This window comes from Sporosarcina sp. CAU 1771, from assembly GCF_054482775.1.
In genome coordinates this window covers 94,859-112,353 of the sequence record NZ_JBTLRN010000008.1, presented here as the reverse complement: position 1 = coordinate 112,353, position 17,495 = coordinate 94,859, and the positions used below count along the sequence as shown (strand labels likewise).

Genomic DNA, 17,495 nt, shown 5'->3' with positions numbered 1-17,495 from the left:
GGGATGAAGCGGGACAGGTGAGACCCAGCAGGGAGCGATAGCGATCCGATGCGGCTCACCGCCCGCCCCGTGGAACGCGTCCGCTCGGAACGGAAATCAACAGTTTTAGCATAATCCTGTTGATGGGGACTTTTTCAGTGGCCTCCCTTCTCGGTGATGGATTTTCAGGTGTTTCTTATTTAATGCCTCTACCTTTAGCCATTGTATCTCGTAAAATCATACACGTACTTGTAGAATGTGCGACAAGACTTTCTTCGGAATCGTAGATATGGCATTCAAGTAATCCTATAGTATTCCCTTTTTTAACAACATTACCTACTGCACGAAGCTTGGTTTTCCATATTGGTTTCAAGAAATTTAATTTTATTTCCAATGTAGTAAACGCCTCATCATCGGCTAAAGTGGTTGCAAATGTATAGCCCATTGCGGCATCAGCGAGATCGCCTAGAATTCCGCCATGAAGGGTTCCCATAGGATTGTAGAAACGTTCTGATGTTTCCATTTCAATTGTGACCATACCCTGTTCTACATCAATTACTTTAAATCCCAAAAAATCACCAATGGGAGCGTTTGGAACTTCTCCTTTTTGCATCTTCTTCAAGTTTTCATAATGCCGCATTCAAATCCCCCTCATTCTCTTTCAGTAATAAGAATTATCTGTCATCTTCTGTATGCATAAACTATATCATAAGAATGTACAAGTGAACAGCTATTCATTTCTTGTTTGGGATTCGAAAAGCTCGGCATTCAATTTCTTCGCTTGATTTCTGAAGTGGAGATAAAAAGCAGTCCAAATCACACAATAAAAAGCAATGAATATTCCTAGCATAAACAAAAAACTTTTTATCGTAAACGGAATCCACCCGATGCCGAATGCAAGTATAAAATAAAAGACAATAACCGTTCCAAAATGAAGGGCGGTCTGTTGAGAAAGGCGTAATTTCATATTCTCAAAATAAAGTGGACTAACCGTGAACAACCATCCACAGAAAATCGACCCGAGCGAATTCTTTAGAAATAATTTACCATCCAGCATTTCCTCGTTACCAAAGTAAACAATTGAATTCGTTAAGACGACAGCAAGAAATGCGCCAAAGAAAACGCCGATCATGCTTCTAAATAAAAAGGTTTTCATTTGCTGTTCCTCCTGTTCATTTTCAATGCTTCTTTGATGGAATTGACGTAGGTTCGAGAGACGTATTCTTTGACGCCTGACTTGAAATAGACGCAAAGGGTACCATTAAAGGATGCCTCGAATTGGCTCAATTCATGAAGGTTCGCAATAACCGATTTTGATAGCCGAATAAATCTATTAGAGGGAAGTATTTCTTCCAGTTCGTATAATTTCTCTTTTAATCTAAAAGAACCGTTAACAGTGACAGCGACGACAGCCTCGTTTTCGGTGTGAAAATAGTGAATGTCAGCTGGTTTTAAAATGTGCTGTCGATCCCCATCTCTCCCAACGAGGAAATCTGCTTCCTGTCCTTTGATAAAATCAAGAACTCCTTGCACGGAGTCATTCAATTCTGGTGTTTCTATTATTATCTTCGTTTCATTAAAATTACTGTCAATATTCAATGATACTTTCAATCTGGGACACTCCTTTTCGACAATCATCTATCCATTTACTTTACCATTGTCTGAGAGTGGTCTGTCAACTTCGTCTTTTATTGGCAAAGTGAATGATGACCAGTGCAAGGGCGATTAAACACAAAATATAGCTAATCGAGATGAGGGTGCCTGTGTCAAAAGCGAATTGGCCATTCCATACTGCGATGAATAAATTGTTCATATGATAAAGAGGATTTACCTCGGCAATGACTTGCACAAATTTCGGCATGAGAGCAATTGGCATTGTAAATCCGCCGGTAATCATAACGATTTGGAAAATAACAATCGAAAATACAAGTGCAGCGTTGACGCTGTTGAATAAAGAATAAATGCCTGAAGAAAGGATAAGTAACCCTGCATTTAATAAAATAAAAAATCCGTAAGCACCCAGGAAGCGCAGTGGATGGAAAGCGAGATCATAAGCAATCATTCCAATGAGATAGACAAGAAAAAATCCACCACTTGTAATGATGATTGATTTCAAAATACTAGAAACTAGAAGTGTTTTTGGGGGCACAGGTGAAATGCGAATCCGTTTTTCCACGCCAGTTGCACGGTGTGTTACTTGGTCGAAACCAAAGGCAAAAAAGACGACGCCAAAAGTGATTAGCAAGATAAAGGAGGGGGTGTAGGTTTCGGCGTAACTTAGATTCCCAGCGTACGTCTGATCTCCGAATAATTGCCCCATAAAAAGGTAAGAAACCGGAGGAACGATAATCGTAAAAACTAAGTAAAAGATCTCCCTTGAAAACATTAGCAAGTCGTATCTTAGCTGCGTGGCTAACATATTTTTTCCCCCTTAGATTTCAACATTTTGTAGGTAAAAGTCATTAATCGATGAATAACCGGACGCTAAAATTGCTGCTGTTGTATCGAAAAAGTCATTGGTTCCATTATCAATTAGCATGACTTTGTCGCAGTACATTTCAACTTCGTCCATATTATGTGTTGTTAAAATAACTGTACCGCCTGTTTGATGGTTGTATTCTTTAATATAAGCCCATAGGAGGTTGCGCATATGTGGATCGAGTCCAGTTGTTGGTTCATCTAAAATCAGTAGTTTTGGTTGCGATAAAAAGGCGATGGCAAGGCTCACAATCTGTTTCCAACCACCCGAAAGCTTCTCGAAATACTTTTTACGATGTGGTTCCAATTTGAAGTCGATGATGATTTTTTCAAGATCGATTGGAGATTTATAATACGCTTTGAATAATTTCAGTAGCTCGCCAACTTTTAATGTTTTGTAAAACTGGGTTGGTTGCAAGACGACCGAAATTTGTTTACGTATGTCTTCCATTCGATTTGTTGAGAGTGATCGAATGTCTTCATCAAAAACAACGACAGAGCCGGTGTCATACTGTTTAATCGTCATGATAATCTCAAGGAAAGTAGACTTACCCGCTCCGTTTTTTCCGATGACGCCAATCACTTCTCCTTGTCGCGCTTGAAAATTAATTCCTTTTAACACATGGTTTGAGCCGTATGACTTTTGCAAGTTTTGAATGTTGACGATGGTCATTTGATTCCCTCCAGTTGAACGTTCTTTGTATCCAAAGTATATGGGGGATTTGATTTGTTGTCGTTGCAATTCCAGTGACTGGCCTTAATTTGAAGGTGACTAGCAGAAATCCCTCGTTGAATCGCATTTGGGTTGGATTAAATACGGAATTGTTATCGGGAAGTGTTGGAAACCGATTTCATATCTCCTAGAAGTATAAAACAGCAAGAAGTGTGAGCCCAATTTTGTATTAAAAATCTGGGGAGTTTATAATGTGAATAGGTATGTAAAATTTGAGAGTTTGCAAGTTGCTGAAGAACTCTATTACTTTTAAAGAGTGGATAGAAAATGATGCAGCTTCGTAATTAACCATTCCAAATTAGGTGTGTTCTTCAAAAAAAGATTAATGATGAGTATAAATAGTACCCGAAAATCGACTGGATTATAGCAAGTGAAAAGTCTAATGGGATGAAGGATTAGTCTCGCTTTAATTAACGGAATATTCAAATTGGCTTACGTGTTATCAGCAGCCAAGCGGATATAGGGGATCAATACGTCATCTCTTAAAAGGTAAGAAAATAAAGTTTGAAGTAGAGGGAGTAAATTACATGTCGATAGAGAAAAGAATTAGTGAGCTCGGTATTCATTTAGAAGTAGTTGAACTGGATGATATGCCAATCTTATCGGTTATTCAGAGTGGAAATCTACTATTCACATCGGGTCAGGTGTGCATTAAAGAAGGAAAACTGATTTCAACAGGAAAATTAGGAACGATAGTTAGTATAGAAGAGGGGAGAAAAGCGGCGGAACAATGTATTGTGAATTGTTTATCCGTTTTGAAATCACATCTAGGTAACTTAGATAAAATCAAGAAAGTCGTTAAAGTATTAGCTTTTGTTCAAAGTGAAGATGACTTCCAGGACCAGCCAATCGTAGTTAACGCGGCATCAGAGTTGCTAATTGCTATTTTTGGAAACAACGGACAGCATGCTAGATCTGCAATAGGAGTAAATGCGTTGCCAGGCAATGCTTCCGTAGAAATAGAATTGATTGTAGAAATCGAATAAGTTAGTTACGTTCGTTGGATGAAAATAGATTCATCGAGTGAGATTCCAGTTGTTTGGAGGGCACTAGATGGAAGTTTTGAAATAGAAATAAGGGGTGATTGTTACGAATCGGAAGAAAAGCATATCCTTACTTGTTATGTTGTGTCTTTTACTAATTCCCACATCGGCATTCGCGGTAGTATTTACTATTACAGATGTACAAATTGAAGCGGAATTGCAGCCTAATGGTGAAGTACTTGTTAGTGAAAAGCATACATATGTGTTTAAGAGTGAATTTAATGGACTCATCCGACAAATAATACCTAAAGAAGGTGCCTCGATTGTTGACTTTACGGCCTTTGAAAATGGGCAGCTTCTTAAAGTTGAAGAAAATGAAGGAGAATATAAGATTTATAGAGGTGGCGAGAATGAAACGGTTACAGTAGATATGAAGTATCGAATTATCGATGGGATGGAGAAGTTTGAAGACGGTGCCCAATTTTACTGGCCATTTTATGATAGTAGAAATGAAACGGACTACGGGTCTATGCAAATTAAAATCATTCCCCCGGATATTGCGAAAGATGTACTTTACTTAGGTTCGGACACGGCTTATATGAAAGGGTATGGCAATGAGGATGGGATTGTCACTTTTGAAATTGGATATGTTCCTTCGGGTGAGAATGGTGATGTGCGAGTCATCTATGAACCAGAATTGTTTCCAGATATATCACTCCAAGAAGGAACGATTCGTGACAAACTTCTTGCTGAGGAGGCTAGATTAGCTGATGAAGGCGAAGTGTTCGATGCAAATCGGAAAAAGATGTCCGTTTATCTTTCAATTCTTGTCGGTACATTTGGTATTGTGTTGGTTGGTTTCATTGGAAGGGGCTTTATTTTGGCGAGCGGCAAGAGACGAGAAGTGAAGGAAAAGATGTACGGTAAAAAATTCTCTGTGCCGGAAGCAAAAATGAGTATGCCTGCGACGATTTATTATCTAAATGGTGGAAGCAAAGTGAGTGAAACGATTTCTGCAGCATTGTTCGATCTCGTTCGAAATGGATATGTGAAGCAATTATCTGAAGAACGATTTGAACTTGTAAATCGAAATGTTCTTCATGCGCATGAAGAAAAATTGATCGAGCTATTATTTGACTATGTTGGAGAAAATGGACAATTTGAACTTGCTGATTTAGAAGATTACACGAAAAATAAAAAGAATCACCGTTACTATAACGATGCAATTGAACATTGGCAGTTTGAGGTGTTTAAGGAAGTGTTCGACAAAGAGCTGAAGAAGAAAAAAGGTTTTCTCCATTACGGTATTGCTTTGGCGAGTTTGCTGATGGTTGTAGTAGCGATTCAATCGGTTAAATATGGTTTACTACTGTTGTTGGGTCTCTCTATTGTCCTTGGAATTATTGGTATTGTATTTGCAATTGTTTATAACCCAAGAACAGAGGAAGGTCATCAAATTTATGAGGAATGGAAATGGTTTCAGAGAGCTTTTCCTAAACTCGAGCCGGAGGAATGGAGAAATTTGTCGACTGAAGATAAATTTAGAGGGTTTACATTTGCAATTACTTTTAGTGGGAGCAGTTTAGTAAAGCGGTTTAATGAGTTTATTGAATACGAAAGACGAACACCAAACAGTCATGTAGGACTTTTCTATTATGATCCTCTGATGATGCACGTCTCGTTTACGAGTGCAAGTACAAACTCGAATCCGCCGGATACCTCATCTTCGTCCTCCTCTTCAGATGGAGGAACTGGCGGCGGTGGTGGTGGATCAGGCGCGTTTTGATTTTGGTGCTGACGTATTCTAGGGAGTTAAAAACGAACGAAACATCGAAAAGGACTTTTCCGGATCCTTTTCGATGTTTTAAGTGCATCTACAATTAAAATTATCAGACTAGCAACAGCGCTTCTAAGTCCAACACTTCAATTTTGCGTTGACTAATTTGTGCAATCCAACGTGCTTCTTCGAATTCTTTTAGTTTACGGCTAATCGTTTCAGGTGTAGTTCCTAAATGAGAGGCAAGATCTTTTCGGCTCATTGGTAAATTGAATGAGTGACTTTGATGCTCTTCCACTTGGTTGGCCAAGTACATGGCGATTCGAGTTTCTGTAGGTTCCATAGCAATACTTGCGGCTTGTTGTTCCGTTTTTGCAAGTCTCAAGGAGAACTCAGCAAGCACCTTAAGTGCAATGGCAGGATATTTCAATAAAAACTGCTGAAAGTCGTCTCTACCCATGACACATAACTCAACTGGTTCCATTGCTTCTGCGTATGCATCATGAACGGACTCGGAAAATAAAGACAACTCTCCAGTGAAATCACCTGGTTCCAAAATACGTACAAGTTGTTCTTTCCCGTTGTCCGATAATCTGTAAACTTTCACCCGACCTTTATGCACAATATATAACCCGTCAGATCGATCTCCCGCATGATAAATCGTATCGCCCCTTGGGTGTGTTACTGAGTTGGTCGTTTTGACAATTTCATTCATCTCAGAATTATCCAAGTGGTTAAAAATCGGCACGATGGAGATGCATACTTTCTGCATCCCCAACGTGTTTTCGGTATGGTGTTGACAATTTGTACGTTCAGTCAATTTGGTTGCACCCCTACTCCGTTATTGGTTGTAGTGTCGGCTCTTTTTTTTCTTGCTTTTTACTAGTATACCTGATTAACCGAATTGCGTTTAAAATAACGGCGAGTACGCTTAGTTCGTGGATGAGCATACCGGATGCGAGAAATACTTTTCCGAGTAAGACACCTATGAGAAGAATGACGACGGTTCCGACTGCGAAAAATGTGTTTTGCATCATATTCCGAACTGTTGCTTTGGAAAGTGAATATGCGTGAGAGAATTGGTCAAGACGGTCTGCCATTAAGACGATATCAGCCGTTTCCATCGATACGTCTGTACCACCTTCACCCATTGCAAGTCCGATATCGGCAGTTGCTATTGCGGGTGCGTCGTTTATACCGTCCCCAGCCATTGCTACACGGTGACCTGCGTCTTTTAGTTTTTGAATCATCGCCACTTTGTCTTCTGGAAGGAGTTCAGCGTAAACTTCATCGAGTCCTAGTTGTGCGCCAACAAGTTCGGCAGTGTGACGGTTGTCTCCTGTAAGCATAATCATTTTCTTGATGCCGCTTGCACGTAATTGTTTGAGTGCACTTTCGGCTTCTGGACGAATACGGTCCGCAATCGAGAAGATTCCTGCAATTTTTCCGTCAATACTTGCAAAAATGGCTGTGTTCCCAGCTTTTTCACGTTTTACTGCATATGCTTCTATTGCTTCTTCAATTTGAATACCTTCAGATGCCATCAATTTCCGATTTCCAATCGCAAGAAATTGATTCTCAATCCGTGCGCGAATTCCATTTCCTTTGATCACTTCTGCATCCTCTGGTTCATTGACGAGTGGAATGTTGCGTTTACGGGCTTCTTTTACAATTGTTTGACCTAAATGGTGTTCGGAAATCATTTCAGCTTCAGCAACGAGACGAAGTAATTCGTCTTCATTTCCTGCAAATGAATGGATATCTGTCACTTCAGGACGTCCACGTGTGAGCGTTCCTGTTTTATCAAATACGACTGTATCAATTTTTGCGAGTTTTTCCATAATGTCTCCGCCTTTAATGAGAACACCATTGCGGGCTCCGTTTCCGATACCGGCTACGATGGAAACAGGGGCAGAGATGACAAGTGCACCAGGACATGCGATGACAAGGAACGTCAGCGTCATTTCTATATTTTGAGTAAAAATGTAAACGAGTATGGATAAAACGACGATGGATGGTGTATAAATATTTGCAAAACGATCAAGGAACTTCTCTGTTTTCGACTGAGATTCTTGTGCTTCTTCAACAAGTTCAATGATGCGTGCGAAAGTTGTGTCATCACCGACACGGTCCGCAATCACTTCGACGAACCCGTTGTCAATAATCGTTCCACTGAAGACGCGGTCATCTATTGTTTTCGAAGCGGGGACGGATTCACCGGTAATCGCTGCTTCATTCAAAAGTGCTGTACCAATAACAATTGTGCCGTCAATCGCAACTTTTTCACCAGAGCGAATGATGACGCGGTCGCCTTTTACGACGTCTTCTACGGGGAGCGTTAGAGTATCTCCATCCCGAATGACAGTTGCTACAAGTGGCGCCATGTCAATGAGCGATTTGAGTGACGACCGTGTTTTTTCCAATGTGCGTGCTTCGAGAAATGCCCCGAATAAGAATAGGAATGTAACTGCAGCAGATTCAACATATTCACCGATGAATAAGGCACCAACAACTGCGATGGTTACAAGGAGTTCAATACTGAACGCCTTCATTCGAAGCGCTTTGAATGCTTTGATCATAATCGGGAATCCGGCGATAACGGTGGATGCGATAAGAAGTGCAACTTTCCAGTCGTGTAAACCTACGAAATGAAGTCCAATCGCTGCGGCTAATAAGAAACCAGTAACGGCGGTAATTTGTGATGTTCGCTTGGCGTTCATTTGAAAGGCTCCTTCCTTTTATCAAAGTGAATTTCTGTACTGTTTAAATTAATCCTTTTAGTCGGGCTCTTTCTTTCAACTCAAGATACTTTTTGTGAAAGTACTGGATACCCGAGTTTAACGATTACATTTTGAATGTCTTCTGCTTGAACGATGCTGTCATCAAACTGTGCACGTACTTTTCCTGAGTGAAATAATACTTTGGCGTCTTGTACACCATCCATTTTTTTCAATGACCCTTCAATTTTCTTAATACATGACGGACAGCTAAGTGGCTCTAAACCAAATACAACTTTTTTCATTTTCCTCATCCTCCTAATTGTTTGTTGTTTTGCTTCTGTCTATATCATAGGACGGATTGGAGAATGAAACCTTGACGTGCATCAAGTAAATTGAAAAACTTTGCCACAATCCTTTTTCTTCTTGCGAAATTGTTTTATACTTAACATATGAACTGGACGTATGGAAAGGGAATGTGACAATGGAGCTTATTTATAAGGGAAAGACAAAAGATGTATACAAAGCAGATGGCGGCAATGTGTTGCTGAAATTTAAAGACGATGTTACTGGGGAAGACGGGGTTTTTGATCCGGGTGCGAACACAGTCGGATTGACAATTGAAGGTGCTGGGCAATCGGGACTTCGAATGACGACATTTTTCTTTAAGAAATTAGCAGAGAAAAAGATTCCAACACATTACGTCGATTCAAATATCGAAGACGCAACAATGACGGTTCGTGCGGCAGAAATGTTTGGAAAGGGTCTTGAAGTCATCTGTCGATATCGTGCTGTTGGGAGTTTTCTTCGTAGATACGGAGCTTATTGTGAGGAAGGGCAACCGCTTGATGCGTTTGTAGAAGTGACGTTGAAGGACGACGACAGAAAAGATCCACCTATTAATCAAGATGGACTGGCACAACTCGGTATTTTATCCAAAGAAGAATTTGACACGCTTGAAGCTCTTACTAAGGTAGTTTCAGATTTAGTAAGAGATGAACTTGCCGCAAAAGGTCTAGAATTATATGATATTAAATTAGAGTTTGGTCGGGATAGCGAGTCAAAAGAAATCTTGCTTATTGATGAAATTTCTGGTGGTAATATGCGAGTCTATAAAGATGGAACGTATATCCCTCCTATGGATTTAGAAAAGTTGGTATTGAGTTAACGAGAATAGAATGACAAAAACCGGTTAATTATCATTTGGATAATCAACCGGTTTTTGTCATGTATATTTCCTTAGAATTAAGCCATCCTCCTTTATAAGAGTATTTTTAAGGAGGAATCGGTTTGAAAAGAAATACTATATTACTTAGTCTATTTTCTACACTGTTTATTATAGCTGGTTGCACGCCAAAAGTAGGTTGGATGCCTGTGAGCGGCACTGAGTATAAAACAATTGCAGCACCTATTCTGGATATTGAAGGTAAAAAAATTGGTGAAGCTGTATTTTCCGAAACTGGAGAAGGTGTTTCGATTAGTATTGAAGCGGAAGGACTCCCACCTGGATTGCATGGGACTCATATCCATGAAAAAGGCGAATGTACACCCCCAGGTTTTGAGTCGGCAGGTGGACACTTCAATCCAACGAGTAAACAACATGGATATGATAATCCGAAAGGGTTTCATGCAGGTGATTTACCAAATATCGTCGTTGAGGCAGACAGAGACGTTAAAATTACATTGACTACGAAAGAATTCACATTGATGCCAAATGTTGAAAACTCATTACTTGATGCGGATGGTAGTTCTCTCGTCATTCATGAAAAAGTAGATGATTATAAAACAGATCCATCTGGCGATTCGGGTGCACGTATTGCTTGTGCAGCAATTAATCCCTAAAAGATATTATTTTAAAATGAAGTTTTCAGTATAGTATGGTTGCGATTTTTCATTGAAAGAAACACCTACACCCAGATTGCTGTAGCCGTCTAGTAGGATATTCTCACGATGCCCAAGGGAATTCATGAGACCTTCATGTGCAAAAATACTGCTGGATTGTCCATATGCTAAATTTTCTCCAGCGCTACGAAAGGAAATCTTATCTTGTTTGATTCGGTCAAATGGTGAGAGGCCTTGTAAGTTATCATGACCAAAATAGTTTTCCTTTGCCATATCAATACTATGTTTACGGGCAGTGCCTGCAACACGGTCATCCCAAGTAAGTGCATTCAAGTTATTACGGACACGTGACGCGTTCGTCAAATCAAAAAGTTGCTGCTCAAAACCGTATTGAAGTATAGAATCCCCGCCGGCGTACATGCCGGTTTTTTGTTGTTCAAGTTTTTTCGTGACCAGTTGAATGGCTGTTACCCTATCGTTTTTATGAAGATCATAAAACACATAGGCGTATATATTGCCTAATTCAAATAAGTCGAATCCTTCACTTTCTTGTAAAATAAAAATATTGAGGCCCTTACGAATTTCAGTCAGAGGCACACCTAGTGTTTCACGTACGGTTGCCTTTGGTGATCCGTAACTTATTTCAGTACTTGAAGAAATTAAATCGTCATTCGTATAGATGGCATTCACATTTTGCTTCTCATCGAATGAAATCATTAAGAAGTTCTGATAGTTTTCGTGATACGTAAGCCAGTCTGTCCCATATTCATTTTTTGAACGACTATTCGGTGCACCCAGTTTAGTGGTTACGACGGCTTCAGACGTTCCAATTTCTAAGTTATGAATGGCGAATTGCGTCGATGTAGGTTTTGCTAAAGCTGGTTTTTTAACTTCTTCACCCGGTGTTTCTTCTTTGCTTAATTTGGATGATAAAAATTGAATCGCTTCATCGATACGTTCACTCGCGGAATTCACACTTGTGAATAAAAAGTCACTCGATAAAAAGGATTCAACTTTTTCATCGACAGGCTCAAGAAAAGAAATATCAACAAACTTTGATACGGGTTCCTCCCAAAAAGGTTTTGCTATATAAATGAGTATGATAAATAGAATTAGAAAAAAGAATCGTTTCATTGTGTATTCCCCTTTATTTGCGCCCAGTCTTCAGTGTTGTTCTATATACTGGCCAAGACTTCTTTATATTGTAACCCGTGAAGGACGGATAGATACAGTGAGAACGTTTTATTAAGTATACATACTATCAAATGCGGAGTATTACCTGTAAACAGATAAAAAATGTATACTTAAAGAATATCAAAAGATCGGAGCTTGTAACGAATGACTTTATCCAAAAAAATGATGAATGTTTTAGCACTTGAAAACACTTCAACGTTCTTTAGATGTCCTATTTGTAAGATGAAAATGACAGTTGAAGATAAATCACGATTGGTTTGTTCAGAAAATCACTCGTTTGATGTGTCAAAAAATGGCTATATCAACTTAGCTCCGCAAGCACATGTGACTAAGTATGATAAGTCTCTTTTTGAAGCAAGAAAAAAAATTATTGAGAGTGGATTTTTCAATCCGCTACTTCAATATATGACAGAAGTAGTAACGGTAAGCAAAGCAAAATCAATCTTAGACGCGGGCTGTGGAGAAGGCTCGCATTTGGCTGAAGTACTTTCACAATTGCCAGCTGAAGTTCATGGGGTTGGGATTGATTTAGCGAAAGAAGGAGTGGCGACTGCGGCGAAAACGCATCCAGGGATTTCTTGGTGTGTAGCTGATTTGGCGAACTGTCCCTTTGAAAATGCTCAGTTCGATGCGATTTTTAATGTGTTATCCCCAGCTAACTATACAGAGTTTAGACGATTGCTACATCCAGATGGGTTATTAATCAAAGTCGTTCCAGAAAGTAATTATTTGAAAGAACTACGCGCCCTGTTTTATGAAGAAAAAGAGCCGAAAGAAGAGTCGAATCCAGTCGAACGATTTTCAGCGCAATTTGATTTGGTAAGTACAAAGCGAATTACATACGAATTTCCACTTAACCGTGAGCTGTTGGAGCAGTTAATTCGAATGACACCCCTTTCTTGGGGGGCATCTGAAGAGAAGCTAGAAGAAGCGACAAGCTCAGATATTCCCGTTATTACAATTGATTATCTGGTTATGGTAGGAAAGAAGGGGGATTCATCATGTTCAGCAGTGTACCAGGATGGTTTTACATTGTAGCCATTGTTGTCGTTGTTTTATTTGTAATTATTACGGAGTGGAAAACCAGATAAGGGGGGATGTACTTGTCTAAAAAGAGAAGCGTAAAACGGAATCTGCCCAAACTCTCCTTGGGAATCCATGAAGAAATGGATGCAGAAGATCTATGGAAAGATGAGGGATATACTGAAAGAGTTCGTTTCAATGGTGGAATAATATCCAGTATTGAAGGAGAACGATTGTGTTTTGACGACGTCGTATTCAAAGATGTTTCATTCGCGGGAAGCGAACTAAGTACTTCTGAGTTTGTTGATGTCCGATTTGACACCTGTGATTTTTCGAACGTAAACTTTGAAAATGCAGTTTTTCATCGCTGTGAATTTGTAAATTCTAAATTAACAGGGGCAAATTTTGCGAGTGCAACTATCGGGCACACGTTGTTTGCTGAATGCGATGGACGATACATCACCTTTAGCTTTTCAAGAATGACTGAAGTTGAATTTAAGGAATGTTCGATTGCTGATGGCGACTTTTATGAATGCATATTTAAAGGTGTTCATTTTTCAATGTGTAAAATGGATAATAGTAACTTTGCAGAAACAGATATGTTTGGAATTGACTTATCGGACAGTATGTATGAGAGAATTGAAGTCACGCTGTCAAAGATTGATGGTTGCATTGTATCTAGGGAGCAAGCGATTGGATTTGCTCGAGTATTAGGCTTAATGGTAAAGGAAGATTGATGGTATACTGTAAGAAAATCAGATTGGAAAAGAGTGGACAACTATGCTTACATTTGAAGAAAAACAAGCAATCATTGAATCGTTCCCAGAATTGAAACGCAAAGAGGTTTCAATGAAGCGAGTGAATTATCATTACGAAGAAAGTCTGTTTGATAAAACCGTAGTAATTCAACATTTACACCCGAATGGGAATGGTTTTGTATATCTTGCAGATGTGCCAGGTTACGATCCGGATGAACGTGGTCTTGTAAATATTCGCGAAGCAACAGAGGAAGAACTTCGTAAAGTAATTGCGGATTCAATTATGGGATTATCAGAAGAAGAAGTTGAAGAAGTTGACCAACCCGTGGAAGAAAAATGGGTGAGTCGAGAGGGAATCGAGCTCGTTCTTATCGAAGAAGAAGGCGGATTCTGGAATTTGTATCACGGCTTGAATTTGGAAGAGACTTTTGGTGAATATTATCAGGCTAAGGGTTATTTGGTAGAAGAGCAATTTAAAAAAGTACCTTTGAGCAGTGATGTAAAATGAAAGGTAAGCATTTAGTCATCGGACTCGTGTTATTTGTAATTTTAGTAGTCGCTGGAATTTACTTTTCGATAAAAGCGGAAATTGACAAAGGACCTCGTGTGATGGAGCAAGAAGTTATTAACGATACTGAAAAATTAGAGCTTACTATATAAGTAAAGAAAGCGCGTTGAGACTTTATCATCTCAACGCGCTTTTTGTTATTTCTTTTTTCTATAAAGACCTTTACCGAATGGTAACCACCAATTCCAATTGCCAAACAATTTCATTAGGCTAGGTACTAGCAGTAGTCGAATAATCGTTGCATCTATTGCAACGGCAATGGCGATACCGACACCGATTTGCTTAACGGGCATGACGTCCGTAAACGCAAACGCACCAGTTAAAACAATCATGATGAGGGCGGCGGATGTAATAACCTTACTCGTTGTTGCTAGACCTTCGACGGTAGCTTTGTCGTTATCAAAGGACTGTGCATATTCCTCTTGCATTCTCGAAATGAGAAACACTTCATAGTCCATACTTAATCCGAAAACTAAACTAAATACAATCACTGGAATAATGAGTGCGATGGTGCCTGCGGGTATCCCAAAATGACCATATTGGAAAATATAAACAAGTATACCGAATGTCGCGGATAAGCCAACGATGTTCATTAAAATGGCTTTCACTGGAATAATTAAAGATCTAAATGCAAACATCAATATAAAGAATGTAGAGACAATTATTAATGCAAGCACATAACCGATTTTATTCCAAATCTCATCAAAGATTTCTTGGCTGAATTTTGGTTGGCCGCCTATCGTTAGATTCCAGTCGGTTTCTTTTTCAGACCAATCCCGCACCCAATCTTGCGCTTCTGTTGAATCACCTTTAATAGATAGGGTAACAGGGATCATTAACTGTTTATCTTTGACGAATGTCTCCAAAAGAGGTGTGAGGGAAGCTTCAACCTCGGGAACCATCATCGCTTGCGTCCACTCTTCTGCAGACCCGATTTCACCAAGCGTAAAAATCGTAGTGACCTGATCGACAAATTTGTCATCCGTCAGCTCTTTTTCAAGTGCATGCATTGCTTGGATTCCCTCTTCATCTTCCCAGCCGTCAGAACGTTCAGCAATCATATATATAGAAGATTGATTGGAGAGTCCGAATTCATCTTCTATCCTTTCGAATGCTTGTCTTGAGTCATAAGATTCCGGTAAAGAGTCAATTGTTGGGATTGTAAGAATCATATTTTTGACTGGAATCAAAGAAATTCCAAGTAATACTAACGCAACAACTATAATCGATACAGGACGTTTAATAACAAATTTTGCAAAGTTTCTCCAACGATCTGAACCGTTCGTTTTAACTTTCAATACTCTCCACTTATCAATGCGATCACCTAATGCGATGAGTATAGATGGAAGAAGGGTTATCGAACAAAGCACAGCCATGGAAACAACAATCATTCCACCCATTGCTATGTTTTGAAATAAATCCACTTGGATGAGCATCATTGCGCCGAGGCCGATGAATACACAAAACGCGGAGAAGATAACTGACTTTCCGGCTGTTTGAATCGTTGTTGAAACGGCGCCATCAAAGTTACCTAAGAGTCGTTCTTCGCGGTAGCGGCTAATGAATAAAAGTGCAAAGTCTATACTGAGTGCTAACCCAAGCATTGGTATAATATTTAGAACAAAGATGGACAAATCTGTTTGTCCGCCGAGAAATGTCAGTATACCGAAGGAAGATACAACTGTAACGATTCCAATCATGAGTGGTACAAATGACGCGACGACAGTTCCAAATGCAAAAAGCAAAATAATAATTGCGATTGGTAATCCAATTGCTTCAGCTGTGATCAAATCATTTTGACTCGCTGCATTGATATCCTTGGAAATAGCTGACGCACCTGTCAGGGTAATGCCTGATTCGTCTCCAATGGTTTCACGAATATCAGCTACAATATCTGGCATGTGCTCAGCATTATCATCGAAATGAAGGAGTGCATAGGATATATCCTTTTTGTAAAGTGAGTTGTCATCTAAAGGTGAAACAATTTCAGAAGCAACGTCCAGTTTTTCGACTTTCTCCAAAGCTGACGTTATCTTTTCATCGTCCACTTGATCGAAAACGAGGAGCATCGATTCTTTTGGCATATCAAATGTTTCTGAAATGGTGTCCATTACTTCGGAGTGTTCTCCATCCATTCGAAAACCATCGCCTTCAAGCATGTTTGGAAGTTGAAGTGCAAAATAAGTAAGTACAGCAAAAATGATAATCCACGCAACAATAATATATTTATAAGCACGAGTTACAAAATTGGCTAAATGCAGCATTAAGTTAATCTTCCTTTCTATGTAAAAAGTGGAGTCTATTCTTATATAGTAACGGATGCAAAGAGAAATGTCCTATAACGAATACTTAATATAGAAGAATGTTTAGAGACTTATATTTTGTAGATAAAGCGGTAACTTATAGAGGAGTTAAGTAGAGGAATATCAAGGAAAGGGCTGACATCCGACTGGGGAGCGGACAATATCGTGAAAAGAGCGTACATTCCGATAGAAAGAGCGAACAATCGCGAGGAAAGGGCTGACATCCGTTCGGGGAGCGGACATTATCGTTAAAAGGGCTGACATTCCGATTGAAAGAGCGGACATTATCGTGAAAAGGGCTGACATTCTGATTGAAAGAGCGGACAATCACGTGGAAAGGGCTGACATCCGACTGGGGAGCGGACATTATCGTTTAAAGCGCTGACATTCCGATTGAAAGAGCTGACAATCGCGTGGAAAGGGCTGACATCCGACTGGGGAGCGGACATTATCGTTTAAAGCGCTGACATTCCGATAGAAAGAGCGGACAATCGCTAGGAAAGGGCTGACATCCGTCCGGGGAGCGGACATTATCGTGAAAAGGGCTGACATCCGTCTGGGGAGCGGCCATTATCATTAAAAGAGCGTACATTCCGATTGAAAGAGCGGACAATCGCGAGGAAAGGGCTGACATCCGACTGTGGAGCGGATAATATCGTGAAAAGGCGAGACATTATAAAGTCAAGAAAATGCCAGATACTATGACACCACCATCTTGAAGTATCTTTTGATCATATAAAAACGCAAAGAAAAAAGCCATCCTCCGAAGAGAATGACTTTTGAATGGTTAATTCAAATTAGTTTTTGTTAACGTTTGTAGCTTGTAGACCGCGTTGGCCTTGCTCGATTTCAAACGTTACGTCTTGACCTTCTTCAAGAGACTTGAAGCCTTCTCCTTGAATAGCTGAGAAATGTACGAATACGTCGTCGCCATCTTCACGCTCGATGAAGCCAAAACCTTTTTCTGCGTTAAACCATTTAACTTTACCTTGTTCCATGTGTGTATCCTCCTCGTGTGCATTGTGCACACATTGTGTTACTATCCTTGCTCAAGTCTTGAAGCGGTCAAGATTTATTCTGTGACCATCGCGCCGAACAAAAATAATTCTTCTTAAGAATAACACGGCTACATTGGAAATG

General features: G+C 39.7%; 19 protein-coding genes. 8 read left to right on the top strand and 11 right to left on the bottom strand.

Annotated elements, in window-relative coordinates:
* Positions 1–175 precede the first annotated feature (175 nt).
* From ACXYMX_RS08415 to ACXYMX_RS08395, 5 genes are all read right to left on the bottom strand, one after another.
* The gene (locus ACXYMX_RS08415; RefSeq protein ID WP_459043805.1) at positions 176–619 is read right to left on the bottom strand and encodes a PaaI family thioesterase; all 444 of its coding nucleotides are present in this window, start codon (positions 617–619) and stop codon (positions 176–178) included.
* Between the two features lie 90 nt (positions 620–709).
* Positions 710–1,135 (bottom strand): DUF3021 domain-containing protein, encoded by a 426-nt coding sequence (locus ACXYMX_RS08410; protein ID WP_459043804.1) that lies wholly within the window; start codon positions 1,133–1,135, stop codon positions 710–712.
* Positions 1,132–1,590, bottom strand: coding sequence for a LytTR family DNA-binding domain-containing protein (locus tag ACXYMX_RS08405; protein ID WP_459043803.1), 459 nt, complete (start codon positions 1,588–1,590; stop codon positions 1,132–1,134). The genes ACXYMX_RS08410 and ACXYMX_RS08405 overlap by 4 nt, the downstream gene beginning before the upstream one ends.
* A 64-nt stretch (positions 1,591–1,654) precedes the next feature.
* Positions 1,655–2,398, bottom strand: a complete 744-nt coding sequence (locus ACXYMX_RS08400) for an ABC transporter permease (protein ID WP_459043802.1) — start codon at positions 2,396–2,398, stop codon at positions 1,655–1,657.
* 12 nt (positions 2,399–2,410) lie between these two features.
* Positions 2,411–3,130, bottom strand: coding sequence for an ABC transporter ATP-binding protein (locus ACXYMX_RS08395; protein WP_459043801.1), 720 nt, complete (start codon positions 3,128–3,130; stop codon positions 2,411–2,413).
* A gap of 587 nt (positions 3,131–3,717) precedes the next feature.
* Between ACXYMX_RS08395 and ACXYMX_RS08390 the strand changes: the two genes are divergently transcribed.
* Both ACXYMX_RS08390 and ACXYMX_RS08385 read left to right on the top strand, forming a co-directional pair.
* A complete protein-coding gene (locus tag ACXYMX_RS08390) occupies positions 3,718–4,176 on the top strand; it encodes a RidA family protein (RefSeq protein WP_459043800.1) in 459 nt (152 codons plus the stop codon).
* Positions 4,177–4,270: 94 nt separating this feature from the next.
* Positions 4,271–5,959, top strand: a complete 1,689-nt coding sequence (locus ACXYMX_RS08385; protein ID WP_459043799.1) for a DUF2207 domain-containing protein — start codon at positions 4,271–4,273, stop codon at positions 5,957–5,959.
* A gap of 103 nt (positions 5,960–6,062) precedes the next feature.
* On the opposite strand, the gene ACXYMX_RS08380 is transcribed toward ACXYMX_RS08385, so the two are convergent.
* The 3 genes from ACXYMX_RS08380 to ACXYMX_RS08370 all read right to left on the bottom strand — a co-directional run bounded on the left by ACXYMX_RS08380 (position 6,063) and on the right by ACXYMX_RS08370 (position 8,972).
* Positions 6,063–6,770: a Crp/Fnr family transcriptional regulator gene (locus ACXYMX_RS08380; RefSeq protein WP_459043798.1), complete on the bottom strand. Its 708-nt coding sequence runs from the start codon at positions 6,768–6,770 to the stop codon at positions 6,063–6,065.
* Positions 6,771–6,783: 13 nt separating this feature from the next.
* Complete coding sequence (locus ACXYMX_RS08375) at positions 6,784–8,670, bottom strand: heavy metal translocating P-type ATPase (RefSeq protein WP_459043797.1); 1,887 nt, start codon at positions 8,668–8,670, stop codon at positions 6,784–6,786.
* 80 nt (positions 8,671–8,750) lie between these two features.
* Positions 8,751–8,972, bottom strand: coding sequence for a heavy-metal-associated domain-containing protein (locus tag ACXYMX_RS08370; protein WP_459043796.1), 222 nt, complete (start codon positions 8,970–8,972; stop codon positions 8,751–8,753).
* Positions 8,973–9,151: 179 nt separating this feature from the next.
* On the opposite strand from ACXYMX_RS08370, the gene ACXYMX_RS08365 reads away from it, so the two are divergent.
* Positions 9,152–9,835: a phosphoribosylaminoimidazolesuccinocarboxamide synthase gene (locus ACXYMX_RS08365; RefSeq protein ID WP_459043795.1), complete on the top strand. Its 684-nt coding sequence runs from the start codon at positions 9,152–9,154 to the stop codon at positions 9,833–9,835.
* Between the two features lie 122 nt (positions 9,836–9,957).
* Positions 9,958–10,509, top strand: coding sequence for a superoxide dismutase family protein (locus ACXYMX_RS08360; RefSeq protein WP_459043794.1), 552 nt, complete (start codon positions 9,958–9,960; stop codon positions 10,507–10,509).
* Between the two features lie 6 nt (positions 10,510–10,515).
* Here ACXYMX_RS08360 and ACXYMX_RS08355 read toward each other — a convergent pair whose 3' ends face one another.
* Positions 10,516–11,643, bottom strand: coding sequence for a CAP domain-containing protein (locus ACXYMX_RS08355; protein ID WP_459043793.1), 1,128 nt, complete (start codon positions 11,641–11,643; stop codon positions 10,516–10,518).
* A 204-nt stretch (positions 11,644–11,847) separates the two neighbouring features.
* Here ACXYMX_RS08355 and ACXYMX_RS08350 point away from each other — a divergent pair, with 204 nt between their 5' ends.
* From ACXYMX_RS08350 to ACXYMX_RS08335, 4 genes are all read left to right on the top strand, one after another.
* Entirely contained in the window at positions 11,848–12,741 is an 894-nt protein-coding gene (locus ACXYMX_RS08350) for a methyltransferase domain-containing protein (protein ID WP_459043792.1), read from the top strand.
* 65 nt (positions 12,742–12,806) lie between these two features.
* Positions 12,807–13,463, top strand: a complete 657-nt coding sequence (locus ACXYMX_RS08345) for a pentapeptide repeat-containing protein (RefSeq protein WP_459043791.1) — start codon at positions 12,807–12,809, stop codon at positions 13,461–13,463.
* A 43-nt stretch (positions 13,464–13,506) separates the two neighbouring features.
* Positions 13,507–13,992 (top strand): hypothetical protein, encoded by a 486-nt coding sequence (locus ACXYMX_RS08340; protein WP_459043790.1) that lies wholly within the window; start codon positions 13,507–13,509, stop codon positions 13,990–13,992.
* Positions 13,989–14,144: a hypothetical protein gene (locus ACXYMX_RS08335; RefSeq protein ID WP_459043789.1), complete on the top strand. Its 156-nt coding sequence runs from the start codon at positions 13,989–13,991 to the stop codon at positions 14,142–14,144. Before ACXYMX_RS08340 ends, ACXYMX_RS08335 begins: the two co-directional genes overlap by 4 nt.
* 45 nt (positions 14,145–14,189) lie before the next feature.
* Here ACXYMX_RS08335 and ACXYMX_RS08330 read toward each other — a convergent pair whose 3' ends face one another.
* Positions 14,190–16,316: an MMPL family transporter gene (locus ACXYMX_RS08330; RefSeq protein WP_459043788.1), complete on the bottom strand. Its 2,127-nt coding sequence runs from the start codon at positions 16,314–16,316 to the stop codon at positions 14,190–14,192.
* A gap of 836 nt (positions 16,317–17,152) precedes the next feature.
* Positions 17,153–17,353, bottom strand: coding sequence for a cold-shock protein (locus ACXYMX_RS08325; protein WP_067205063.1), 201 nt, complete (start codon positions 17,351–17,353; stop codon positions 17,153–17,155).
* Between the last annotated feature and the right edge of the window lie 142 nt (positions 17,354–17,495).